This window comes from Maccoyibacter intestinihominis, assembly GCF_040096355.1.
GTDB classification, from domain to species: domain Bacteria; phylum Bacillota; class Clostridia; order Lachnospirales; family Lachnospiraceae; genus Maccoyibacter; species Maccoyibacter intestinihominis.
Window position 1 is genome coordinate 330,228 of record NZ_JBBMEX010000001.1, and the last position, 25,434, is coordinate 355,661.

At 42.1% G+C, this 25,434-nt stretch carries 24 protein-coding genes; 22 read left to right on the plus strand and 2 right to left on the minus strand.

The annotated features are described in order from the left end of the window. The first annotated feature begins 2 nt into the window (after positions 1-2). The 6 genes from WMO43_RS01550 to hcp all read left to right on the plus strand — a co-directional run bounded on the left by WMO43_RS01550 (position 3) and on the right by hcp (position 6,896). Positions 3-788 carry a Cof-type HAD-IIB family hydrolase gene (locus WMO43_RS01550; protein WP_353529521.1) on the plus strand — a complete coding sequence of 262 codons (786 nt, stop codon included), beginning with the start codon at positions 3-5 and terminating at the stop codon, positions 786-788. 42 nt (positions 789-830) lie between these two features. Next, positions 831-1,772: a magnesium transporter CorA family protein gene (locus WMO43_RS01555; RefSeq protein WP_353529522.1), complete on the plus strand. Its 942-nt coding sequence runs from the start codon at positions 831-833 to the stop codon at positions 1,770-1,772. 286 nt (positions 1,773-2,058) lie between these two features. After that, positions 2,059-2,346, plus strand: coding sequence for a co-chaperone GroES (locus WMO43_RS01560; RefSeq protein ID WP_177962290.1), 288 nt, complete (start codon positions 2,059-2,061; stop codon positions 2,344-2,346). Between the two features lie 78 nt (positions 2,347-2,424). Further along, entirely contained in the window at positions 2,425-4,044 is a 1,620-nt protein-coding gene (gene groL / locus WMO43_RS01565) for a chaperonin GroEL (RefSeq protein WP_353529524.1), read from the plus strand. A 218-nt stretch (positions 4,045-4,262) separates the two neighbouring features. Next, positions 4,263-5,129 (plus strand): DegV family protein, encoded by an 867-nt coding sequence (locus tag WMO43_RS01570; RefSeq protein WP_353529525.1) that lies wholly within the window; start codon positions 4,263-4,265, stop codon positions 5,127-5,129. Between the two features lie 204 nt (positions 5,130-5,333). Then, positions 5,334-6,896 carry a hydroxylamine reductase gene (gene hcp, locus WMO43_RS01575; RefSeq protein ID WP_353529592.1) on the plus strand — a complete coding sequence of 521 codons (1,563 nt, stop codon included), beginning with the start codon at positions 5,334-5,336 and terminating at the stop codon, positions 6,894-6,896. Here hcp and WMO43_RS01580 read toward each other — a convergent pair. Further along, positions 6,864-8,198 (minus strand): MATE family efflux transporter, encoded by a 1,335-nt coding sequence (locus tag WMO43_RS01580; RefSeq protein ID WP_353529526.1) that lies wholly within the window; start codon positions 8,196-8,198, stop codon positions 6,864-6,866. The genes hcp and WMO43_RS01580 overlap by 33 nt on opposite strands. Before the next feature lie 132 nt (positions 8,199-8,330). Between WMO43_RS01580 and WMO43_RS01585 the strand changes: the two genes are divergently transcribed. Together WMO43_RS01585 and WMO43_RS01590 are read left to right on the plus strand one after the other, a co-directional pair. Continuing rightward, positions 8,331-9,242 (plus strand): LysR family transcriptional regulator, encoded by a 912-nt coding sequence (locus WMO43_RS01585; RefSeq protein ID WP_353529595.1) that lies wholly within the window; start codon positions 8,331-8,333, stop codon positions 9,240-9,242. Between the two features lie 158 nt (positions 9,243-9,400). Then, a complete protein-coding gene (locus tag WMO43_RS01590; protein ID WP_353529527.1) occupies positions 9,401-10,675 on the plus strand; it encodes an adenylosuccinate synthase in 1,275 nt (424 codons plus the stop codon). 33 nt (positions 10,676-10,708) lie between these two features. Here the strand turns inward: WMO43_RS01590 and WMO43_RS01595 are convergent, their stop codons facing one another. Further along, positions 10,709-10,927: a hypothetical protein gene (locus tag WMO43_RS01595; RefSeq protein ID WP_353529529.1), complete on the minus strand. Its 219-nt coding sequence runs from the start codon at positions 10,925-10,927 to the stop codon at positions 10,709-10,711. A gap of 107 nt (positions 10,928-11,034) precedes the next feature. On the opposite strand from WMO43_RS01595, the gene WMO43_RS01600 reads away from it, so the two are divergent. From WMO43_RS01600 to mraY, 14 genes are all read left to right on the plus strand, one after another. Beyond that, positions 11,035-12,792, plus strand: coding sequence for an HD domain-containing phosphohydrolase (locus tag WMO43_RS01600; RefSeq protein ID WP_353529532.1), 1,758 nt, complete (start codon positions 11,035-11,037; stop codon positions 12,790-12,792). Positions 12,793-12,847: 55 nt separating this feature from the next. After that, positions 12,848-13,354, plus strand: coding sequence for an SEC-C metal-binding domain-containing protein (locus WMO43_RS01605; RefSeq protein ID WP_353529534.1), 507 nt, complete (start codon positions 12,848-12,850; stop codon positions 13,352-13,354). 99 nt (positions 13,355-13,453) lie between these two features. Next, positions 13,454-13,684, plus strand: a complete 231-nt coding sequence (locus WMO43_RS01610) for a hypothetical protein (protein WP_353529535.1) — start codon at positions 13,454-13,456, stop codon at positions 13,682-13,684. A gap of 623 nt (positions 13,685-14,307) precedes the next feature. After that, positions 14,308-16,272: a threonine--tRNA ligase gene (gene thrS, locus WMO43_RS01615; protein ID WP_353529537.1), complete on the plus strand. Its 1,965-nt coding sequence runs from the start codon at positions 14,308-14,310 to the stop codon at positions 16,270-16,272. An 88-nt stretch (positions 16,273-16,360) separates the two neighbouring features. Next, positions 16,361-16,675 carry a DUF1540 domain-containing protein gene (locus tag WMO43_RS01620; RefSeq protein WP_177962301.1) on the plus strand — a complete coding sequence of 105 codons (315 nt, stop codon included), beginning with the start codon at positions 16,361-16,363 and terminating at the stop codon, positions 16,673-16,675. A gap of 122 nt (positions 16,676-16,797) precedes the next feature. Then, positions 16,798-17,394 (plus strand): zinc dependent phospholipase C family protein, encoded by a 597-nt coding sequence (locus WMO43_RS01625; protein WP_177962302.1) that lies wholly within the window; start codon positions 16,798-16,800, stop codon positions 17,392-17,394. Positions 17,395-17,413: 19 nt separating this feature from the next. Then, entirely contained in the window at positions 17,414-18,280 is an 867-nt protein-coding gene (lgt, locus tag WMO43_RS01630) for a prolipoprotein diacylglyceryl transferase (protein ID WP_177962303.1), read from the plus strand. 24 nt (positions 18,281-18,304) lie between these two features. Then, positions 18,305-18,463 (plus strand): hypothetical protein, encoded by a 159-nt coding sequence (locus WMO43_RS01635; protein ID WP_177962304.1) that lies wholly within the window; start codon positions 18,305-18,307, stop codon positions 18,461-18,463. 270 nt (positions 18,464-18,733) lie between these two features. Beyond that, a complete protein-coding gene (gene mraZ, locus WMO43_RS01640; RefSeq protein WP_353529540.1) occupies positions 18,734-19,165 on the plus strand; it encodes a division/cell wall cluster transcriptional repressor MraZ in 432 nt (143 codons plus the stop codon). A 36-nt stretch (positions 19,166-19,201) separates the two neighbouring features. Then, complete coding sequence (gene rsmH, locus WMO43_RS01645) at positions 19,202-20,140, plus strand: 16S rRNA (cytosine(1402)-N(4))-methyltransferase RsmH (RefSeq protein WP_353529542.1); 939 nt, start codon at positions 19,202-19,204, stop codon at positions 20,138-20,140. 26 nt (positions 20,141-20,166) lie between these two features. Next, positions 20,167-20,646: a hypothetical protein gene (locus WMO43_RS01650; protein WP_353529543.1), complete on the plus strand. Its 480-nt coding sequence runs from the start codon at positions 20,167-20,169 to the stop codon at positions 20,644-20,646. A gap of 57 nt (positions 20,647-20,703) precedes the next feature. After that, a complete protein-coding gene (locus WMO43_RS01655) occupies positions 20,704-22,578 on the plus strand; it encodes a peptidoglycan D,D-transpeptidase FtsI family protein (RefSeq protein WP_434784161.1) in 1,875 nt (624 codons plus the stop codon). Between the two features lie 69 nt (positions 22,579-22,647). Continuing rightward, a complete protein-coding gene (locus WMO43_RS01660; RefSeq protein WP_353529545.1) occupies positions 22,648-24,357 on the plus strand; it encodes a peptidoglycan D,D-transpeptidase FtsI family protein in 1,710 nt (569 codons plus the stop codon). Between the two features lie 123 nt (positions 24,358-24,480). Next, positions 24,481-25,434: a phospho-N-acetylmuramoyl-pentapeptide-transferase gene (mraY, locus tag WMO43_RS01665; protein ID WP_353529547.1), complete on the plus strand. Its 954-nt coding sequence runs from the start codon at positions 24,481-24,483 to the stop codon at positions 25,432-25,434.

The window sequence follows — 25,434 nt, forward strand, 5'->3', positions numbered from 1 at the left end:
ATATGGGAACAAAAGCAATCTTTTTTGATATAGATGGAACCTTATGGGATGAAAAATTTCAGATACCGGAAAGTACAAAAAAGGCATTTGAGATGTTGAAAAACAACGGACATCTGACCTTTATATGCTCAGGGCGGACGCTCTCCTATATACAGGACGAGCGTCTGCTTGCGTTGGGCTTTGATGGGATTGTCGCCGGCTGCGGAACTTATGTGGAAAAAGCCGGCGAGGTTCTTTTTTATAAACGGATTGAAGAAGAGGTACTGGAACGAACACTGAAGATTTTAAAGCCATATCATTATCCGGTAGTATTAGAAGGAAGAGAGTATCTGTATGTGGATGAAGATACGTTTGCCGATGACCCGTTTTTGAAGGTGTTGCAGGCAACTGTCGCGGACAGGCTGCGTCCGATTACGGGCAATGAACACCGGTTAGAAGCGAGCAAGCTCAGTATTGACATACGAGGGCGGGAGTGCAAAGGGGTATTAGACCGATTGTCAAAGGACTATGATATTATTTACCATGGAACAGACTTTGTGGAGCTTGTGCCCGGAAATTTCTCAAAAGCAACAGGGATTGAAAAGACGTGTGAGTGTTTGCAGATTGCACACGAAGACACCTATGCTTTTGGGGACAGTATGAATGATTACGATATGATTCACTATGTGCAGCACGGGATTGTCATGGGCAATGGCTTAGACGAGGTGAAGGCAGTCGCGGACTATGTCACGAGTGATCTCCATAAAGACGGCATCTACAACGGATTGCACCATTTTGGGTTGATTTAGTCGGAATTCATGCCGTTTAAGATGCGAAGACAGGAGGATGGCATGATTAAGATATATAAGACAGAAGAGAGCATTGTAAATGAGATTGAAAAAGTAGAAGATGGATGCTGGATTAATATGATTACACCGACGATGGAGGAGTGTATCAATATTTCAGAACAGTTTGACATTGATATTGCCGATGTCAGAGCCGCACTGGATGATGAGGAAAGTTCCCGTGTGGATTTAGAGGATGGCTACACCCTGATTCTTGTCGACATTCCATCCATTGAGATTCGTCATAAACAGGAAGCCTATACAACTATCCCGTTAGGTATTATTTTGGCAGATGGTGTCATTATCACGGTGTGCGGTGAAGAGACACCGGTATTGCAGGCGTTTGAAAAACGGCGTGTGCGTGATTTTTCCACGAAGAAAAAAATGCGTTTTGTCTATCAGATTCTTTATCGTGCGACCAGTGTTTACCAGAATTATCTGCGTGTCATTGACAAACGGCGCAGGGAGATTGAAGAACGTATCAGTGACGATACCGAAGATAAGGATTTGATTGATCTTCATGAATTAGAATCCAACTTAGTATACTTTGCAACCTCACTCCGGGCAAACGGAGTTGTATTAGACCGTCTGACCCGCTATGAGCGGTTAAAACAGTTCCCGGAGGACAGAGAAATCTTAGAGGATGTTATTGTCGAGAATAAACAGGCAATCGAGATGACCGCAATTTATCGTGATATCATCAATGGTACCAGAGAGCTGTTGTCCACGATCATCGATAACCGTTTGAACAATGTAATGAAATATCTGACATCCATTACACTTGTTATGGCTATTCCGACGGTTATTTCAGGAATCTACGGAATGAATGTCAGTGGAAAATGGATGCCGCTATCGCAGACACCGTATGGCTTTTATATTGTCTGCGGCATTATGGTGCTGATTTGTGTGATCGTATTGCTGATCTTAAGAAAGAGAAAAATGGTATAGATGTAAAAATGTCAGGTGGTTTGCGGACTGCCTGGCATTTTTTATTGAGCAAGTTGCAGCCACTAAGTTGAGAGGAGCTTTCTGACACCCTAATCTTTATAGGAGTCACATACTGTCAGTTCCTGGTACGAAATGCCTTGGAAATATAAATAATTTATTAAATCCCCAAATGCTTATTGACAAAGAAAAAACATAGTGCTATCTTATGTAGATGAAAGGGTTAGCACTCAAATTGAATGAGTGCTAATAATGAAGAAAAAAGTAGAAAGATATAGGAGGAATTAAAATGAAATTAGTACCATTAAGCGACAGAGTTGTACTGAAACAGTTAGAGGCAGAAGAGACTACAAAGTCAGGAATTATTTTAACAAGTGCTGCACAGGAAAAACCACAGGACGCAGAAGTAGTAGCAGTCGGACCGGGTGGAGTGGTAGACGGAAAAGAAGTGAAAATGCAGGTCAAAGAAGGACAGAAGGTTATCTATTCTAAATATGCAGGAACAGAGGTAAAATTAGATGGCGAAGAATACATCATCGTAAGACAGAATGATATTCTTGCAGTAGTAGAAGATTAATTTCGGGAACATATCTTTTTAAAATTTGTAAAGTTAGAAATGATAAGACAGATTATAGATTAATGGAGGCAGATTGAAATGGCAAAGGAATTAAAATATGGCACAGAGGCAAGAGCCGCATTAGAAGCAGGTGTTGACAAATTAGCAAACACAGTAAGAGTTACCATCGGACCAAAAGGAAGAAACGTGGTATTAGATAAATCTTTCGGAGTACCGCTGATCACAAACGATGGTGTGACCATTGCAAAAGAGATTGAATTAGAAGATGCATTTGAAAATATGGGAGCACAGCTTGTAAAAGAAGTTGCAACTAAGACAAATGACGTAGCAGGTGACGGAACGACAACCGCAACTGTATTAGCACAGGCAATGATCAAAGAGGGAATGAAGAACCTTGAAGCTGGTGCAAACCCGATCATCTTAAGAAGAGGAATGAAAAAAGCAACCGATACAGCAGTAGAAGCGATCGCATCTATGAGCCAGAAAGTCAGCGGAAAAGATCAGATCGCAAAAGTTGCAGCAATTTCTGCCGGAGACGAAGGGGTCGGAAACTTAGTAGCAGATGCTATGGAAAAAGTATCAAACGATGGTGTTATCACAATTGAAGAGTCAAAAACCATGCAGACAGAGTTAGACTTAGTAGAAGGTATGCAGTTTGACCGTGGATACATTTCCGCATACATGGCAACCGATATGGATAAAATGGAAGCAGTTTTAGATGATCCATATGTACTGATCACAGATAAGAAGATCAGCAACATTCAGGAGATCCTTCCGGTATTAGAGCAGATCGTACAGTCCGGTGCAAGACTTTTGATCATCGCAGAAGATATCGAGGGTGAAGCACTTACAACCCTGATTGTAAACAAACTGCGTGGAACATTCAATGTTGTAGCTGTCAAAGCTCCGGGATATGGCGACAGAAGAAAAGCAATGTTAGAGGATATTGCAATCTTAACAGGTGGTCAGGTCATTTCAGAAGAGTTAGGCTTAGAGTTAAAAGATACAACTTTAGATATGCTTGGACGTGCAAAATCCATCAAAGTTCAGAAAGAGAACACAGTCATCGTAGATGGTGAAGGCGATAAAGCAGCGATCGAAGCAAGAATCTCACAGATCCGTGCACAGATTGAAGAGACAACATCCGAGTTTGATAAAGAAAAATTACAGGAACGTCTTGCAAAATTAGCAGGCGGTGTTGCAGTCATCCGTGTAGGTGCAGCAACAGAGACAGAGATGAAAGAGAGCAAACTTCGTATGGAGGACGCTTTAAATGCAACCAGAGCAGCAGTAGAAGAAGGAATTATCGCAGGAGGCGGTTCTGCATATATCCACGCATCCAAAGAAGTTGCGAAATTAGCAGATACATTAGAGGGTGATGAGAGAACCGGTGCAAAGGTTATCTTAAAAGCATTAGAAGCTCCATTATACTACATTGCAGCAAATGCAGGTTTAGAAGGTGCAGTCATCATCAATAAAGTAAAAGAGTCAGAGCCTGGAATGGGATTTGATGCAGCAAAAGAAAATTATGTAAACATGGTAGAAGCAGGAATCTTAGACCCTGTAAAAGTAACCAGAAGTGCATTACAGAACGCAACATCTGTAGCATCCACCTTACTGACCACAGAGTCCGTTGTGGCAAATATCAAAGAGGATGTACCACCAATGCCGGCAGGCGGCGGAATGGGCATGATGTAAGAATCAGCCAAAATAACCGGATAAGCAGAAAATACCGTGTGTTGACGGAGAACTTCGTCAATACACGGTTTTCGTTATATATAGAAGTCTATATGGAATGCTTTATGACTTCATGTGGTATGTATTACTACATTTACAGTCAAAAAAAAGTGTGATAAAATTGCTTTGTTTCAAAAATTAGATATTAGAAGAAAATAAAAAGAATGAGGTAATAGAAGATGGGAAAGATTGCAATCGTTACAGACAGTAACAGTGGTATTGTCCAGGCGGAGGCAAAAGAACTTGGAATTTATGTCATTCCGATGCCGTTTATGATTGACGGTAAGGATTATTTAGAAGAAATCAATCTGACACAGGAAGAATTTTATCAGAAGTTAACAGAGGGAGCAGAGATTTCTACTTCCATGCCATCACCGGGCAGTGTGACGGATTTATGGGATGAGTTGTTAAAAGAGTACGATGAGATTGTATACATTCCAATGTCCAGCGGACTCAGCAGTTCCTGCCAGACGGCAATCATGTTAGCCGATGACTATGACGGAAAAGTGGTAGTGGTGAATAATCAGCGTATTTCCGTTACCATGCGTCAGTCCGTATTAGATGCTATGGAGCTTGCAGAAGCCGGAAAGTCAGCAGCAGAGATTCAGACTATTTTAGAAGAGCAGAAAATGGAATCCAGTATTTATATCATGCTCAATACGCTGACCTACTTAAAGCGGGGAGGACGTATTACCCCGGCAGCAGCGGCATTAGGAACGTTGTTAAAGATTAAACCAGTATTGCAGCTCCAGGGCGAAAAGTTAGATGCTTTTGCAAAAGCCCGTACAGTGAAGCAGGGCAAAAACATCATGATCGAGGCCATGAAAAAGGATTTCAGGGAACGCTTCCACGATGAGAGTGGAGAGAGCATCCATTTAGAACTATCCTATACCCATGACTTAGAAGCGGCAAATGCGTTTAAAGAGGAAGTGCAGGCGGCATTTCCAGGCTGTGAGATTTTGATGCAGCCATTATCCTTAAGCATCTCCTGTCATATCGGACCGGGTGCATTGGCTATCGCATGTTCAAAGAAGATAGAGTATTAAGTATGAAATAAATACCGGACTTTTTCAGAAGTCAGGACAAGAAGTCTGACGGCTGGAAGAGTCCGGCTATTTTTATGTGGAAAGAATGTTTTAAGTTGGAACAAAGGAGAAATCTATTAAATTAAGAAATAATATGAATAATCAAAGCAAAACATTGGAAGAATATGGAGGAAATGAAAAAAGGAGGAAAACGACATGGGAGATATGTTTTGCTTTCAGTGTCAGCAGACAGCACACAATACAGGCTGTGAGGGAAGTGCCGGTGTGTGTGGAAAAAAAGCAGATACTGCAAATTATCAGGATGATTTAGTAAGTGCATTGATTGGATTAGCCAGAGCAGTGCGAAAGAAAGGTGCAACCGAAAAATCAGATGAACTGATGCTCAAAGGATTATTCACTACAATTACAAATGTCAACTTTTACAATGATACGATATGTGCGCTGATCGATGAGGTTAACAAAGAAAAGGAAGCCATCGCACCACAGACAGATAACTATGATGTGCAGACCATCTGGGATGATGACGAGGATATCCGTTCTTTGAAATCCTTAATACTGTTCGGGTTAAAGGGAATGGCGGCATATGCGTATCATTCTTATGCATTAGAATATACGGACCCGGAAGTGCAGGCATTTTTCTATGAGGGAATGGAGGCACTCGGCGAAGAGCATACGGCAGACGAATTACTGAGTCTGGTGCTAAAGACCGGAGATGTAAATTACAAATGTATGGCGATGTTAGACCGTGCAAATACGGAAACTTACGGAACACCGGTTCCGACCACCGTTCCTCTTACCATTGAAAAAGGACCGTTCATTGTCGTAAGCGGACATGACCTGCATGATTTAAAGCTGCTTTTAGAGCAGACAAAGGACAAGGGAATCAACATTTATACGCACAGTGAGATGCTTCCTGCACATGGATATCCAAAATTAAAAGCATATCCGCACTTAAAAGGAAATTTTGGAACGGCATGGCAGAGCCAGCAGTTTGAGTTCCACAATATTCCGGCACCGATTCTCTTTACCACGAACTGCCTGATGCCGGTACGCCAGAGTTATTCAGACCGTGTATTTACTACCTCCATTGTGTCTTATCCGGAAATGGTGCATATCGGGGAAGATAAAGATTTTACACCGGTGATTGAAAAAGCAATTGCATGCAAGGGATATGACAGAGAAAAGCCGTTAAAGGGCATTAACGGCGGCTCCACCGTGACAACCGGATTTGGGCATGGGGCTGTATTAGAAAATGCAGGAAAAATTGTGGATTTAGTGAAAAAAGGAAAAATTCGACATTTCTTTTTAATTGGAGGATGTGATGGAGCGGCACCGGGCAGAAGCTATTATACGGAATTTGCAAAAAAGACACCGATGGATACCATTATTTTGACGCTTGCCTGTGGAAAATACCGTCTCAATGATTTAGATTTAGGAGAAATTGAAGGATTGCCGAGAATACTGGATATGGGGCAGTGTAATGATGCTTATAGTGCGATTACCGTAGCCCTCGCACTTGCCGAGGCATTTGAATGTGATGTGAATGAACTGCCGTTATCCATGGTGCTTTCCTGGTATGAGCAGAAAGCGGTCTGTATTCTGCTGACACTTTTGCATTTAGGAATCAAAAATATCCTGCTTGGACCGACCCTGCCGGCATTTATTTCACCAAATGTCTTAGATATTTTAGTGAAAAATTATAATATTATGCCGACAAGTACACCGGACGAAGATTTAGAGAAGCTTCTTGGTCCTGCGCTTCCATAACAGGTAGGCAGCCATATTTGGAATACCGGCAAAAATCCATGCAACAGGGCTGGCAAGGCAGACAGCCGGATAGCCATAGTCTTTTGCGAAAAGCATAATGACAGCGAGGCGTCCAACAAGTTCTAAGATTCCGCCAATCATCGGAACCATTCCCTTGCCAAGTCCCTGTAAGGAGGTACGATAGAGGTACAGGATGCTTAGGAAGAAGAAAAAGACGGAAATCGTACGCAGATAAACCGTTGCATAGGATAACACTTCTTCGGTTGGTGCAGTTAAAAACAGTCCGACGATGGCTCTTCCGAAAAAGACGCAGACAACAGCAGCAAAGCCGGTCAGGACAAGTGAAATAAAAAATGCTTTTTTCATGCCGTCATAGATACGCTCATACTTTCCGGCACCGAGGTTCTGTCCGCAGTAAGTGGACATGGTGGTGCTAAGAGTCGGCATTGGCTGGGTAGAAAGCTGTTCTACCTTCATGGCGGCAGTGAAAGAGGCAACAACACTAGAGCCAAAGGCGTTGACGGCACTCTGCAAAATCATGGTTCCAACCGCAGTAATGGAAAAATTCAAAGCCATCGGAAGACCGATGCGCATTAAATCCCAGACTCCCTGTTTATCAAAATAGTAATCACTCCGGTGTGTTCTGAGAATTTTAAAACGCCAGAACATATAGGCAAAGCAGAGAACGGCGGAAATACCCTGTGCCAGTACCGTAGCATAAGCAGCCCCATCCGTTCCCATATGAAAGAAACGGATAAAGCAGTAATCCAGAATAATGTTCAAAAGGGAAGAGAACACCAAAAAGTAAAGAGGTGTCTTACTGTCGCCGATGCCCCTTAAAATCGAAGAAGCAGCATTATAGAACATCGTAGCAATAATTCCCCAGAAAATAATCTTTACATAGGAATCTGCCATATCTAAAATATTGGCAGGAGTCTGCATAGCCGTCAGCATCAGGCGTGAAGTCGGAACCGTGATAGCAGTAACGGCAACAGAGATGATTAAGGTCAGCAGGATGGACAGGGCAACATAGTGTTTTAATAAACGCTCGTTTTTCGCACCATATGCCTGTGCAATCATAACACCAAAGCCCTGTGCAATACCGATTGCAAAGTAGAGAACCAGAAACATAATAGAACCGGTTGCACCGACTGCGGCAAGGGCATCCTCGCCGAGCAATCGTCCGACAATAATTGCATCTGCCATATTATAAAACTGCTGAAATATATTTCCTAAAAGAACGGGTATCGAAAACCAGAAAATCAGTTTTAACGGGCTGCCCGAAGTCATATCTTTTTCCATAAAAATCCTCCTTTGTAGGATGACACCACAAAAGGGTGTGTGCTAAAAAATCAGTATAATACGGGAAATTTTAAAATGCAAGACTTCCAAATAAGTATTGAAAAAAATGCGAAAAAAAGCTATGCTCTTAGCATGGACATCAATTTAGAATATTATAAAATTTTTTATTATGTAGGGAAACAAAAAAGCATTACATTAGCAGCAGAAGAACTTGCTATTTCACAGCCGGCGGTCAGTCAGGCAGTCCGGCATTTAGAAGAGGCACTCGGTTCTCCGCTGTTTGTGCGGACATCTAAGGGTGTGCGCCTGACCACGGAGGGCGAGGTGCTCTATTCCTATATTAAGCGTGGCTATGAGACGATACGTTTAGGAGAGAAAAAATTCCTAGAAATGTTAGATTTAGAAGAAGGAGAGCTCTGCATCGGCGCAAGTGACATGACGCTGCAGTTCTATCTGCTCGAATACTTAGAACGTTTTCACGAAAAATATCCGAAAATCCGTGTCACGGTAAAAAATGCACCGACACCGGAGACATTAAAAATGCTGCAGGAGGGTGTCATCGATTTTGGTGTGATCAGTACGCCGATCCAGAGGCGGATGGATTTTAAATTTCGCAAGGTGCGGGACATTCAAGATATTTTTGTGGCAGGAAAAAAATTTGCGTATTTAGCAGATCGTAAGCTTAATTACAAAGACTTAGAGACACTTCCCGTCATGTGCTTAGAGGGAAATACATCCACGCGGGCATATGTGGAGGGATTTTTACGGGAAAACGGTGTACATTTACAGCCGGAATTTGAACTTGCGACCAGCGATATGCTGATCCGTTTTGCAATGCGGGGCTTTGGGATTGCCGGAGTGGCGGAGGATTTTGCCCTAGAAGCAATGGAAAAGGGAGAGATTTTCCGGCTGCATTTTGACAGAGAGATTCCCCAAAGACATTTTTGTATCGTCACGGACGAAAAGGTTCCGATGACAGCGGCGGCAAGAAGGTTTCTGGATTTGTTAGAGGACAAGTGTACGCCCGACAAACACAAGTCATAATAAAAACTTATAAAGAATATAAAAAATATTGATTTTACTTATGAGGAAGTTTCGTGTATAATCAGAAAGTAAAAACGGAGAACAATGTGAAGCAGGTTTTTACACCTGCTTCTTTTTATGGGAAACTATTCCAGGATGACTGTTAAAGGAGGATTCAAATGGTAAAAGCAGTAGTTGGAGCAAACTGGGGCGATGAAGGAAAAGGTAAGATTACCGATATGCTTGCAAAAGAGGCGGATATCATCATCCGTTTTCAGGGTGGAGCAAATGCAGGTCATACCATTGTAAATGACTATGGAAAATTTGCACTGCATACTCTGCCGTCAGGAGTATTCTATAACCATACAACCAGTATCATCGGCAATGGAGTGGCATTAAACATTCCTGTATTATTTAAGGAGATCAAATCGATCACAGACCGTGATGTGCCACAGCCGAAGATCTTAGTATCAGACAGAGCACAGATCGTAATGTCCTATCATATTTTATTCGACCAGTACGAGGAAGAACGTTTAGGCGGAAAATCCTTTGGTTCCACAAAATCGGGAATTGCACCATTTTATTCTGATAAATATGCAAAGATCGGTTTCCAGGTCAGCGAAATTTTTGATGATGAGTTAATCGAAGAAAAAGCAGCAAGAGTCTGCGAGCAGAAAAATGTACTGTTAGAGCATTTATACCATAAACCATTATTAAAACCGGAGGATATTGTCAAAGAGTTAAAAGAGTACAGAGAGATGGTAGCACCATATGTCTGCGATGTTTCCTCCTATCTGTATGAAGCAATCAAAGAAGGTAAGAATATTTTATTAGAGGGTCAGCTTGGAACCTTAAAAGACCCGGATCACGGAATCTATCCAATGGTTACGTCCTCATCCACGTTAGCAGCTTATGGAGCGATCGGAGCAGGAATTCCACCATATGAGATCAAACAGGTCATTACCGTATGTAAAGCATATTCTTCCGCTGTCGGAGCAGGAGAGTTTGTCAGCGAAATCTTTGGTGAAGAAGCCGATGAGTTAAGAAAACGCGGTGGTGACGGCGGTGAGTTCGGAGCAACCACCGGACGTCCGAGAAGAATGGGCTGGTTTGATGCTGTGGCTTCTAAATATGGCTGCCGTCTTCAGGGTACGACAGATGTAGCCTTTACCGTATTAGATGTATTGGGCTATTTAGATGAGATCCCGGTCTGCATCGGTTATGAGATTGACGGAAAAGTAACCACCGATTTTCCGACAACAGCCATCTTAAAGAAGGCAAAACCGGTTTATGAGATTCTTCCGGGATGGAAGAGTGACATCCGCGGCATTAAGAAATACGAAGATCTGCCGGAGAATTGCAGAAACTACATTGAATTTGTAGAACGTCACATCGGTTACCCGATTACCATGGTGTCAAATGGTCCGGGCCGTGATGACATTATTTATCGTTAATCCGAACAGAAAAAGAGGAAGAATGACACCGTATCATTCTTCCCCTTTTTTTTCGTGATCATCCTTTATCATTTTATAGATAAACCCATATGCCCAGAGCAGGACCGGAAGTACAATGGTTGCATAGATAGAAATCTTTAACCAGACCATTGCGCGTTCACTGCCGATGATGGCAAACACCAGCGTAGAGACATAGAGTCCGATCAGGATGAGGATCAGCAAAATTGCTAAAACCTGTTTTACTTTTTTCATGTGCGGCTCCTTTTCACCCCATTTTTTTTTATCATAACATAGGGAAAGGGTTATTGCACGGAAAACTTAAACGTAGTACAATAAGTAGCAAAAGGAGAAGCGGGCCGATGTGGAATTTTGAGAGGGTACTGGATGCGATTACCAATGCCGGTATTTACATTATTGAGAAGAGAAGTCATACAATTATATACTGCAATAAACGATTCAAAGAACTGGTGCCTGCAGCAGAGGTAAGTCTTGGATGTTATGAAATCGGAATGGATATCTGTAACCGGTGTCCCTTGGAATCTTATGACCCGGCGAAAAAAGGAAAAAATGTTTTTTTGCGTGAAAGTCATGTGTTTGGCGGAATGGTCGAAGTCAGTGTGGATGAGATTTTATGGGAGGATAAAATTCCTGCATACATCGTAACCATTATTCCCCAGATGAAGGCGGAGGAGACAAAGAATTATTATCTGTATAACCGCTCGATTGACCGGGTAGTGAAAAAAATCAGTGTAGCGACCGTCAGTCTGAATCTGACAAAAAATATAAGCAGAAGCTATATATGGAATGACAAGAACCAGTTCCTCTGCGAGGAAGAGGGCAGTGTGGACGGGATTTTTGCCGATATGCTGAGGAGAATGCACTCTAAAGACCGCGAGAGATGCGGGAGATTTGATACCTGTGCCAAGATGGAGGCATATTTTAATAAAGGTGGAAAATATTTAGAGGACGAGATGTTAATCAAAGGAGAGGACGGCAGATACCGTTGGTTTTCCCTGCGTGTGATTCCCTTGGAGTATACGGAATACCGTGATACATTAGCCGTTTTAGTTATTCGTAATATTCATACCAGAAAAGTGCTTCAGGTTCGTACACAGAATAACTTAGAGGCAACTTATAAGGCAATTCCGGGTGGTGTCTGTACGATGCGTGTGGATAAGAATTTGTCCATCATCAGTGCAAACGAAGAATTTTACCGGATGATGGGTGAGACACAGGCAGATTATGAGAACGGATATTTAGAGCATATCTATCCAAAGGATGCTGAGCGGGTGTCTGCTTATTTTCATCTTCAGGCGGAGCGGAAAGCGGATTTAGAGATTACTTACCGGGTACTCGATATCAACGGAGATGTGCATTGGATGCAGGTCAAGGGAATTCATTGCGGAAAAGCAGACGGTTATCCGGTCTACATGCTGCTTCGTACGGATATTACGCTGATTATTGAAGCACAGCGCCAGATAGAAGAGGAGCAGGAAAAATACCGGAAGTATGCGGATAATGTTATTGGTACTCTGAGCAATCTGGTGGAATTCAGGGATCTGGATTCCGGAGAGCATATTAAGCGTACGAAGGATCTGACCCGGATTATGATTAATACCTATAACAAAAAATATCCGGAACATTTCATCATAGATTCCAGCCGTGAAAAAATCTGCCGTGCGGCAGCATTGCATGATGTTGGAAAAATTTCCATATCGGACACCATTCTGAACAAAAAGGGACGGCTGACAGATGAGGAAATGGAGATTATGAAAACCCATACGACAAAGGGCTATGAAATCATTCGGGGATTTAAGTTAAATGATGACGAGGAGCAGGAGCGTTACAGTCTCGACATTGCAAAATATCACCATGAGCGCTGGGATGGAAAGGGTTATCCGGAGGGCTTACAGGGCGATGAGATACCTCTTTGGAGTCAGATTGTAGGTATCGTGGATGTCTATGATGCACTGGTTAGTCCTCGTGTATACAAAAAAGCATTTTCCCATGAAAAAGCAATGGAAATGATACTTGCGGGAGAGTGCGGTACATTCAATCCGATTCTTTTAGAATGTCTGAAGGATGCGGAGGAACTATTGAAAAATGAGTATAAATAGGTTATACTGTTACGGTGCAAAAAGCACAAGACTATGAAGGATAAGGTGAGAAACTATGGCACTATTACAGGAATGGCAGAAGATTGCTTATAATGAGCAGGCAGATAGAGCAAAATTACAGAAGTTCTGGCAGGATTACTTTCTGGTAGAAAAAGGAATCTATGAAAAACTGTTAGATCATCCGGACGAGGAAGTATCCGGAACAGTCAAAGAATTAGCAGACAAGTATCAGGTCAGCCTGATGGAGATGACAGGATTTTTAGATGGGATCAATGAGAGCTTAAAAGAGCGCAATCCATTAGAGACCATGGAAGAGGACACACCGGTCAACCTGATCTTTGACAAAGAGCTTCTTTACAAAAATATGGTAGATGCAAAGGCAGAGTGGTTATATGAACTGCCACAGTGGGATGACATTTTCACACCGGAAAGAAAACACGAATTATACTTAGAACAGAAAAAATCAGGAACAGTCGTGAAAGAGGATAAGGTATATCCAAATGACCCATGTCCATGTGGAAGCGGTAAAAAGTATAAAAAGTGCTGCGGGAAGAACAAATAAATAGAGATTTTTTAAAAATTTTTTTATAATTTGTAAAAAACACTTTACAGACAGAAAAAAAGAGTCTACAATACAAGGCGTAAAAAGAAAGAAAACACGTTGAAGAGAAGAGTAATCAGTGAAAATGTGACAGAGAGAACCGCCAAAGCACAGGCTTTGAGCTGCAAGCGGTTTGACAGGGAAGCTGACGAAGACCACCTCGGAGTGACTTATCGAAAAGAGTCCGGTGATTCCGTTATCGTCAAAAGAGAGGCTTTGTACCGACAGAGCAAGCAGGGTGGAACCGCGTTGAAGAGTAAAAGAAGAACGTCCATGCATTACAGATTGTAGTGTATGGATTTTTTTGTTTCCAAAGTGTAAGGTGCGAAGGCGTGTCTTTATAGGTCGCGGGGCAGGCTGCACAAATAAATATTTCAGGCTTCCTTGTGCTAAGCATTCCGATGAACCTCCCACAAAGCAGGAAGCGTGTTCGCCAGTGGGCTCCACGCTTCCGGGAGTTTCATCTCCATAGTACAAAAAGAACCCTTCCATATTCATTTGTGCAGCCTGCGTGGGGACGCTCAGGAAGAGGGCGTTAACACCTCGGATTCAGCGTGAAATAGATGAGCCGAAGCGCAAGACACCGGATCTTCGCATGAAGAGCCGGTCTGGCTTGCTCGAGAATGTAGAATCTGTACCAGGGTATGGTGTTCGGGGTGGGATTGTGACGGATGTTAGATTTTCTTGATGTTTTGTAAGAGACCACAGCAATTTTCGGACAGGAGGTCCGAAAAAGGCGAAGTCGAGCCATGGATGGCGAGTCTGAGCCGGTTGCGTCCGTCCCCAACACCCCACCAAAACATTTAGAAAATCTTATATCCAAAACACGCCACCCCGGACACCATACCCTGGTACAGAACCACAACACAGAAAAAAGAAAGACAACCACAAAAAATCAAAGAGGAGAGGATAAAATGAAGATCACATTAAAAGATGGCAGTATCAAAGAATACGCAGAGGCAATGAGTGCATACGACATCGCAAGAGATATCAGCGAAGGACTTGCAAGAGCAGCCTGTGCAGTAGAGATCAATGGAGAAGTCAAAGATTTAAGAACCGTTGTAGACAGTGACTGCGAAATGAACATTTTAACAGCAAAGGACAGTGAAGGACTTCGTACCGTACGTCATACCTGTTCCCATGTGTTAGCAGAAGCAGTAAAAAGACTGTTTCCAAATGCAAAATTAGCGATCGGACCGTCTATTGACGAGGGATTCTACTATGATTTTGAATCCGAGCCGTTTTCGAGAGAAGATTTAGATAACTTAGAAAAAGAAATGAAAAAAATCATCAAAGAAGGCAACCGCTTAGAAAAATTTACACTTCCAAGAGAAGAAGCGATTGCATTGATGAAAGAAAAAGAGGAACCATATAAGGTAGAACTGATTGAAGATTTACCGGAAGATGCAGAGATCTCTTTTTATAAACAGGGCGAAGGATTTACCGACCTCTGTGCAGGACCACACCTGATGAATACCAAGGGGATTAAGGCATATAAGCTGATCTCTTCTTCCATGGCATACTGGAGAGGCGATTCTAACAAAGCACAGCTTCAGCGTATCTATGGAACAGCATTTGCAACAAAAGATGAGTTAAATGCATATTTAGAGCATTTAGAAGACATCAAAAAACGTGACCATAACAAATTAGGACGTGAAATGGAATTATTTACCACGGTAGATGTTATCGGTCAGGGACTTCCTCTGATTATGCCAAAAGGTGTCCGCATGATCCAGACTTTACAGCGTTGGATTGAAGATTTAGAGGACAATGAGTGGGGATATATCCGTACCAAGACTCCGTTAATGGCAAAATCCGACCTGTATAAAATTTCCGGTCACTGGGATCATTATAAAGAGGGAATGTTTGTGTTAGGCGATGAGAGCAAGGACAAAGAAGTATTTGCACTTCGTCCGATGACCTGCCCATTCCAGTATTATGTATACAAAAATTCCCAGCATTCTTACCGTGAACTGCCACTTCGTTACAGTGAGACATCCACACTGTTCCGTAATGAGGATTCCGGTGAAATGCATGGTCTGACCAGAGTACGCCAGTTTACGATCACAGAAGGACATCTGGTCGTAAGACCGGATCAGATGGTAGAGGAATTTAAGAATTGTATCGCATTAGCACGTCACTGCTTAAAGACCTTAGGATTAGAAGAAGACGTCACCTACCATCTTTCAAAATGGGACCCGGAGAACAAAGAAAAATACATTGGAGAACCGGAAGTCTGGGAAGAGACACAGCAGCATATGCGCGATATGATGCATGAACTTGGCATAGAGTTCGTAGAGGATGTCGGAGAAGCTGCATTCTACGGACCAAAGATCGATATCAATGCAAAAAACGTATATGGAAAAGAAGACACTATGGTAACGATCCAGTGGGATGCACTCTTAGCAGAGCAGTTTGATATGTATTATATTGATGCAAACGGTGACAAGATTCGTCCTTATATTATCCACCGTACTTCCATGGGATGCTATGAGAGAACCTTAGCATGGCTGATCGAGAAGTATGCCGGAAAATTCCCGACCTGGCTTTGCCCGGAACAGGTACGCGTACTGCCGATTTCCGATAAATATGAAGCATATGCAAAAAAAGTAGAAGCAGAACTTAAGAAAAACGGTGTCTATGTATCTGTGGATGCACGTTCTGAAAAGATCGGTTACAAGATCCGTGAAAGCCGTCTTGCAAAAGTACCATACATGTTAGTAGTCGGCGAAAAAGAAGAGGCAGACGGAACAGTTTCCGTCAGAAGCCGTTTTGCCGGTGATGAAGGTGTCAAACCGATCGCAGAGTTCGTAGAGCAGATCTGCAAAGAAATCCGTACGAAAGAAATCCGTAAGGAAGAAGTGCAGGAACAAAAATAGAAAAAAATTTTTGAAAATTTTTTAAGAATAAATCTCCCTCTTCTTACACACCCTAAAGTGGCAGAAAGAAGAAAGGAGATTTATTTTTATGACAAAATTAGAGTGTTCCGTTAAAAACTGCGTTTACAATGAAGAACCTTACTGCTGTAAGGGAGATATCATGGTAGAAGGAAGAGATGCAAAAAACACAAGCGAGACAGCATGTGCAAGTTTTCAGGAGAGAACAAAAGACTGCTGTTCAAACGCTGTTGGTCACAAGAGCGAAAACATTGATGTCGATTGTGAGGCAGTAAAATGCATTTATAACGAAAGCTGTAAATGCAGTGCAAACCGTATCGGAATCGTTGGCGGTAATGCAAAAGACAGTGCAGACACACAGTGTGCCAGCTTTTGTTGTCAATAATTAGCGATTAAGGGAGAAACTTCACGAAAAATTCAAAGTAGGCACTTGTAAAAAGTCGTCATACGAAGTACAATAGCTATGTAATTGCAGTTGTACAAAAGAATTTTTCGTGGAGGCATTACATGAGAAAGAAGTCACATATTTCATTAGCCCGCGATATTGTCCGTAATTCAGAGGATGAAGGGCTGAGAAAGCACAAATGGGCTTTTTATTTAGGAAGTATCCTGCCAGACATCAAACCTTCCTTTTTGTATAAAAAGCATGAAATTGACGGAACTTTTGAACAGGTAAAAAAAGAAGTAAGAGAATTGTCAGACTCGCACGGAAAGTATAGGGAACATGCGACAAAGTATTACAGGGATCTTGGTCAGATCACCCATTATATAGCGGATTATTTTACTTTTCCGCATAACAGAACGTATCCGGGCAATCTAAAGGATCACTGTTCCTATGAAGAAGTACTAAAGCTGAGATTACGAGAGTATTTAAAGACAGATAAAAAAGACAGATGGCCTTTTGTACAGTGTCATTTTGGCAGTGCAGAAGCGTTGTGTGACTTTATTAAATTACGACATGAGGAATATTTAAGACGAAAGATAGATGTCGAGGAAGATATTCGGCATATTGTATCATTAAATTACCAGGTAGTAGAGGGAATCAGGCAGTTAGCAGAGCAGGGAAAGTTGCATCAGTACCTGTCAAAGAAGAGGGCTGCATAACTGCAGTAAGGCAAGCAGTATGGATTGGAGTATTCGTTTCCCGCATTTGGGAATCTATTTAGAACATGTGGGGAAAAATTTTACAGTCTTTGGGATTTCCATAGCATATTACGGCGTGATCATCGCCGTGGGAATGTTAGCAGGAATCCTTCTGGCTACATATGAGGCCAAAAGAACCGGGCAGAATCCCGATGATTATTTTGACTTGGCGATCATTGCCATTATCTGCTCCGTGATCGGAGCGAGATTGTATTATGTCATATTTTCGTGGGATCTGTATAAGGACAACCTGTGGAGTATTTTAAATCTGCGCCAGGGTGGACTGGCGATCTACGGAGGCGTGATTGCTGCAATTATTACAGCAGTTGTCTTTGCGAAGGTCAAGGGGCTTTCATTTCCGAGATTGGCAGATACGGCAGGTCTGGGTCTGATCTTAGGTCAGATCATCGGAAGATGGGGCAACTTCTTTAACAGGGAAGCATTTGGCGGTTATACAGACGGACTGTTAGCGATGCAGCTTCCGGTCAGTGCTGTCAGAGACAGTGATATTTCAAAAGAGCTTGCCGAACACATCGTGGAGATCGGAGGAGTATCTTACATTCAGGTACATCCGACGTTTTTGTACGAATCCCTGTGGAATCTGGTATTGCTGGTGATCCTATTGCTGATCAGAAAGAGGAAGAAGTTCGAGGGAGAGATTTTTCTGCTGTACTTAGCAGGATATGGGATCGGACGGGCATGGATTGAAGGTCTTAGAACAGACCAGCTCCTGATTCCGGGAACTTCCGTTGCAGTTTCGCAGGTATTAGCAGTAGTATTAGCAGTCGTTTCGGTGATGATGCTTATCATACTTAGGAAAAAAGCAGTGAGCAGGAAACAGCAATAACATTTTGACTAAGGAGCGATATGGATGCAGGAAAAAGAAACATTACAGGAACAGATTGAAATAGCAAGAAAAAGACTGGACGAAGCATATGCCTTTGGTAATGATATTGAAGGATGCTACGAACTGAGCAGAGAAGTGGACCGCATGATCGAGCGGTATTTAGACCTCAGTGAGAACAATTAAATAATGTCTGGAAACTAGATACAAGAGAAGAAACATAAAGATGGTAAGAGCAAAGGAAAGCATTGTAGAGATACAGTGTTTTCCTTTTTTTATTTTTCACACCCTAATCTTTCTTAAAAATACTGGAAACACTTGCTTTTTACCCACTGGTGGAGTAAAATGGATATAAAAGTGGGTGAAAGTGGTTGATAGTGGTACAAAGTGGTGGATAAGTTGATAACTTTGTGGATAACACGAAAAAAATAGCCACGGTAAGTAGGTGAGTGTCAGATGTTCATGGGAGAATACAATCATACAATCGATGCAAAAGGCAGAATGATCGTTCCGTCTAAGTTCAGAGAGCAGCTTGGAAACGAGTTTGTTGTAACAAAAGGACTGGATGGATGTCTGTTTGTATATCCAAATGAAGAATGGCACAATATTGAAGAAAAATTTAGAAATGTCCCACTTACCACAAAAGATGCAAGAAAATTCTCACGTTTCTTCTTCGCCGGAGCAGCCACCTGTGAGTTAGACAAGCAGGGAAGAATCCTGATACCACCGGTTTTAAGGGAATTTGCTGATTTACAGAAGGATGTCGTATCCGTTGGAGTACTCAACCGGATCGAGATCTGGAGCAAAGACAACTGGCTGGATTGCAATTCCTATGATGACATGGACGAAATTGCAGAGCATATGGCAGATTTGGGATTGAGTATCTAGGATAAGAAATCAAAAACGACGGGATAGGAGAACGATATGGAATTTCATCATACATCCGTATTATTAAATGAGACAATTGACAATCTGAACATCAAACCGAATGGCATCTATGTCGATGGAACCTTAGGTGGAGGCGGACATGCCTTAGAGGTTGCAAAGAGATTAGAGAAAGGTGGCAGACTGATCGGTATCGATCAGGATGAAGATGCGATCTTAGCAGCAACGGAGAGATTAAAAGACTATAAGGACCGAGTTACGGTTGTACGCAGCAATTACTGCAATATGCGTAAGGAACTGAAAGCTCTTGGGATTGACAAGGTAGACGGTATTGTCTTAGATCTTGGTGTATCTTCCTTTCAGTTAGACACACCGGAGCGTGGTTTTACTTATATGGAAGAAAATGCTCCACTGGATATGCGGATGGATCAAAGGGAAAGCCGTACAGCGAAAGACATTGTCAATACCTACAGTGAAAAAGAACTGTATCGGATCATCCGGGATTTCGGAGAAGACAAATTTGCAAAAAATATCGCAAAGCACATTGTGGCAGCGAGAGAAAAACAACCCATTGAAACAACCGGAGAGCTGACAGCGATCATCCGTTCAGCAATTCCGAAAAAAGTACAGATGAGTGGCGGACATCCGGCAAAACGTACCTTTCAGGCAATCAGGATTGAATTGAACCGGGAATTAGAAGTGTTGCAGGATACACTCGATGATATGATAGAACTTTTAAATGAAGATGGAAGGATCTGCATCATTACTTTCCACTCATTAGAAGATAGAATCGTAAAGACCATATTTAAAAAGAATGAAAACCCATGCACATGCCCAAGTGACTTTCCGGTTTGTGTATGTGGCAAGGAATCCAAGGGGAAAGTCATTACAAGAAAGCCGATTTTGCCGGGGGAAGAGGAATTGAGAGAAAATTCAAGGTCCAAGAGTGCAAAATTGCGTGTGTTCGAGAGAAGGTAAAAGACAAAAAAGCGGAGGTGTCTAAAATGGAGCAGAATCAGTATCGGATGTATGTAGACGGAAATACGGTACGCAAGGCAGAAGCACTGCCGAAAGACGACAGACAGGAAAGAATCAGAAGAGAACGTGAAGAACAGAGAGCTAGAAACAGAAAAATAGCAAAGAGAAATCAGGCAAGAGAACTGCGTATGAGCCGCAGATATGTGGCATTTTTGGCAGTTGCAGTAAGTATTACCTGTCTGGTATGTGCAGCATATGTGCATTTACAGGCAGATATTACCACCAGAATGAGTAATATTTCAGCTTTAGAAAAAGAAATTGCAGATTTAAAGACAGATAATGACACCACATTAAAAAGAGTCAATACCTCTATCAATCTGAATGAGATTAAAGAAAAAGCAATCGCAGAATTGGGGATGGTCTATGCAGCACCGGATCAAGTTGCTTACTATAGTATTGAGGATTCAGACTACATGACACAGTATGAAGAAATTCCGGGAAAGTAGTGTGGTGGAAGATTGAAGGCAAGACGGAAAAAGGAACTGGCAAAGTTTCCGCGAAAAATGCGAAAAAAACTGATTGTCACATTTTTAACGATTACAATACTTTTAGTCGCATTAATCGGCAGAATTATGTATATTGAAGTGACAAGTGGCGAAAAATATGAAAAAATCGTTTTAACCCAGCAGGAATATGACAGTACCATACTGCCGTATCAGCGTGGGGATATTGTCGATGCCAAAGGTACGGTACTTGCAACCAGTGTAGATGTCTATAACGTAATCTTAGATTGCAAGGTGTTAAACAGTAAAGAAGAGTATTTACAGCCGACCATTGAGGCACTGACCTCCTGCTTTGAGGATTTAAAAGCAGAAGATCTGTACAAGTTAGCAGAAGAAAAACCGAAGAGTCAGTACAACAAGATTTTGCGCAGACTTCCTTATGATAAAGTGCAGAAATTTGTGGAATTGCAGAATGATACCAAGAACCATCCTTATATCAAAGGTGTATGGATGGAAAAAGAATATCTCCGTGAATATCCTTACGGTTCCCTTGCGGCTTCCGTCATTGGATATACGACTTCAGGAAACCTTGGAATCGGAGGTCTTGAGGATTCTTATAACGATACATTAAATGGAGTCAACGGAAGAGAGTACGGTTATCTGAATTCAGACAGTAACTTTGAAAAAACCATCAAAGAACCGGTCAACGGAAAGACGGTAGTATCGACGATTGATGTCAATATTCAGTCGGTGGTGGAGAAAAAGCTCAAAGAATTTAACGATGCCTGCAAAAATGGTGCGGAGGAAGGCGAGGGCAGTAAAAATACGGCTGCCATTGTCATGAATCCGAACAATGGGGAAATTTATGCTATGGCAAATTATCCGACCTTTGATCTGAATGATCCAAGAGATTTAAGCGCATATTACAGTGAAGAACAAATCAAAGCCATGAGTGAAGATGAGCAGTTGGAGGCTTTGAATAAAATCTGGCAGAATTTCTGCGTGACACAGACCTATGAGCCGGGCTCTACCGTAAAACCTCTGACCGTTGCAACCGGACTCGAAACAGGGGCATTAACCGGAAATGAGACCTATGTCTGCGACGGAAAGGAGCAGGTCGGCGGTCACACCATCCACTGTGTTAATCGGAGCGGTCATGGACTCTTAACCATAGAACAGTCTATCATGGAGTCCTGTAATGATGCCCTGATGCAGATGTCCTATGCAATACAAAAAGAAAATTTATTAAAATATCAGAAAATATTTGGCTTTGGTCAAAAGACGGGAATCGACCTTCCGGGCGAGGCAAGAACCGACTCTTTAATGTATACCTTAGAGACTATGGATGATGCTTCCTTAGCAACGAACTCTTTTGGACAGAACTTCAATGTTACGATGGTACAGATGGCGAGTGCATTTTCCTCTTTAATTAATGGTGGAAATTATTATAAACCTCATGTGGTAAAAAAAATCACGGATGAGAACGGAAACCTGATTGAAGAGAACAAAGGCGAACTGTTAAAACAGACATTGTCAAAAGATACCTGTAATATGGTTAAGCAGTATCTGTATAAAACGGTCTCGGAAGGAACCGGAAAGACGGCAAAAGTGCCGGGATATTCCATGGGTGGTAAAACCGGTACGGCACAGAAATATGAAACCATTGAAGAAGATGGTGTCAAAAAGACACAGCGTGCACAAGGAAAATATCTGGTATCTTTTATCGGATATGTGCCGCAGGAGAATCCGCAGGTGGTAATCTATGTCGTAATTGATGAACCGAATGTCGCAGACCAGGCGCACAGTTCCTATGCACAGAATATTACAAGAGAAATTTTAAAAGAAATACTTCCATATCTGAATATTTATCAGGATGAAGAGTACGATCAGGAAAAAGTGGTCGACTTAGATATCATGGGAAATCCGGTACAGTAAAGCAGAATATCACATAACCTCATCAAAGTTGTAATAGATTATACTAACTTCTTTTATGGGGTTATACCTATGTATCGGAATAAAACTGCATATCGAAAAAAAATCATGGTATTCATGGTGGTGGTTCTGCTGGTGCTGACGTTTTTAGTCGGAAGACTGGTCTATCTGATGATTTTTTGCTCAGAATACTATGGAAAAAAAGCGGAGGATCTGCACGAGAGAGAAAGAAACATTAAAGCGGCACGCGGGGAGATCGTAGACTGTAACGGAGTGGTATTAGCGGAAAACAAGACCGTCTGTACAATTTCAGTGATACACAGTCAGATCAAAGAACCGGAAAAAGTCATTGCCATGTTAGCAAAAGAACTCGAAATGGATGAGGAGACGATCCGCAAACGTGTGGAAAAAGTATCTTCCATAGAAAAGATCAAGACCAATGTTCCAAAAGAAACAGGAGATGCCATCCGTGCGCATGGTTTAGCAGGCGTAAAGATCGATGAGGATTATAAACGGTATTATCCTTACGATACCTTGGCTTCTAAGGTGTTGGGCTTTACCGGAGGCGATAATCAGGGGATCATCGGCTTAGAAGTAAAATACGATAAATACCTTCAGGGGAAAAATGGAAAAATCCTGACGCTGACAGATGCGCGGGGGATTGAGATTGAAAACGCCGGTGAACGCAGGCAGGATCCGATCGACGGAAATGATCTGCATATCAGTCTTGATTATAATATTCAAAAATATGCAGAGCAGGCAGCGAAAAAGGCAATGGAAGAACATGGGGCACAGAGTGTTTCCGTGTTGATGATGAATCCGCAAAACGGCGAGATCTTAGCAATGGTCAATGTACCGGAATTTAATCTGAACGAACCTTTTTCCATAGAAGGCGAAGTGCAGACAAATCAGGATAAGCTCAATCTGATGTGGCGTAACGGCTGTATCAATGATACCTATGAACCGGGCTCTACTTTTAAGATCATTACTACAGCAGCAGCCTTTGAAGAAGGTGTGGTCAGTTTAAAAGACCGGTTTCACTGTCCGGGATATAAGATCGTAGAGGACCGTAAGATTCGGTGTCACAAAGTCGGCGGTCATGGAGCCGAGGATTTTGCACAGGGGATCATGAATTCCTGCAACCCGGTATTTATAGAGTTAGGACTGCGTTTAGGAAGTGAAAAATATTATTCCTATTTTAAACAGTTCGGTTTGCTGCAAAAGACCAATGTGGATTTACCGGGCGAGGCGGCAACGATCATGCACAATCCGAAAAATATCGGGCAGGTGGAGTTGGCGACCATATCCTTCGGACAGTCTTTTCAGATCACACCGGTCCAGTTAGCGACTACCGTATCCTCTATTATCAATGGCGGCAACCGCGTGACCCCTCATTTCGGGGCTTATGTCACGGATGAAAAAGGAAAAAAGGTCAAAACATTTAAATACGAAACGACAGAGGGGATTGTCAGTGAAAAGACAAGCGAGACGGTCCGTATGCTCTTAGAAAAAGTAGTCAGTGAAGGAACCGGAAAAAATGCCGCGATCAAAGGCTTTTCCATCGGAGGAAAGACAGCGACTTCCCAGACACTGCCAAGAAGTGCAAATAAGTACATTGCATCCTTTTTAGGATTTGCACCGGCAGATGATCCGAAAGTGCTTGGACTTGTCATTATCAATGACCCCAAAGGCGTATATTATGGAGGAACCATTGCGGCACCGGTCATGAAAGAAATATTTGAAAACGTACTTCCATACCTTGAAATTGAGCAAAAAGAGTGAAGTGCCGGGGAACAATATTGTGTGGGATATCTTGCACAAAAGTAAAAAATAACGTATACTAGAAAAGTTAGAAAAAACGCAACTATCAGCATAGCTGAAAAAAATACATGAGGTGGAAAACATATGTCATATCAAGTAGTAATCCCGGTAATTATATCGTTTGTTATCAGTGCAGTTTTAGGCCCTATTGTCATTCCATTTTTACGAAAATTAAAGGTGGGGCAGACGGAAAGAGAAGAATTGAAGTCCCATTTAAAAAAGACGGGAACACCGACGATGGGTGGGATTATCATACTTGCGAGTGTGATACTGACCTCTCTGATATATGTTAAGGATTATCCGAAGATCATACCGATTTTGTTTGTAACCGTCGGATTCGGAATTGTAGGATTTCTGGATGATTATCTGAAAGTGGTATTAAAACGTTCCGATGGTCTGTTAGCATGGCAGAAGATGCTTTGTCAGATTGTGATTACGGCAATTTTTGTATTTTATATCTTGAAATTTACAGATGTATCACTTACTATGCTGATTCCGTTTTCCGGTGGAAAATATCTGAATCTTGGAGTTCTTGCGATTCCGGTTATGTTTTTAGCGGTAATTGGAACCGTCAATGGAGTGAATTTTACGGATGGTCTGGACGGTCTGGCATCCAGTGTCACGGTATTGGTAGCAACCTTTTTTACTGTGGTTGCAGTAGGAACACACAGCGGAATTGAGCCGATTACCTGTGCAGTCGTAGGTGCACTGATGGGATTTTTGCTGTTCAATGTCTACCCTGCAAAAGTGTTTATGGGAGATACCGGTTCTCTGGCGCTTGGCGGATTTGTGGCGGCGAGTGCCTATATGATGCAGATGCCGATTTTTATTCTGATTGTGGGACTGATTTACTGGATTGAAATTTTATCCGTTATGATACAGGTTACTTATTTTAAAAAGACCGGTGGAAAAAGAATCTTTAAGATGGCACCGATCCATCATCATTTTGAATTATGTGGCTGGTCAGAGACGAGGGTCGTTGCGGTATTTTCCATTGCTACGGCAATTCTCTGCCTGATTGGGCTTCTGGCATTATAG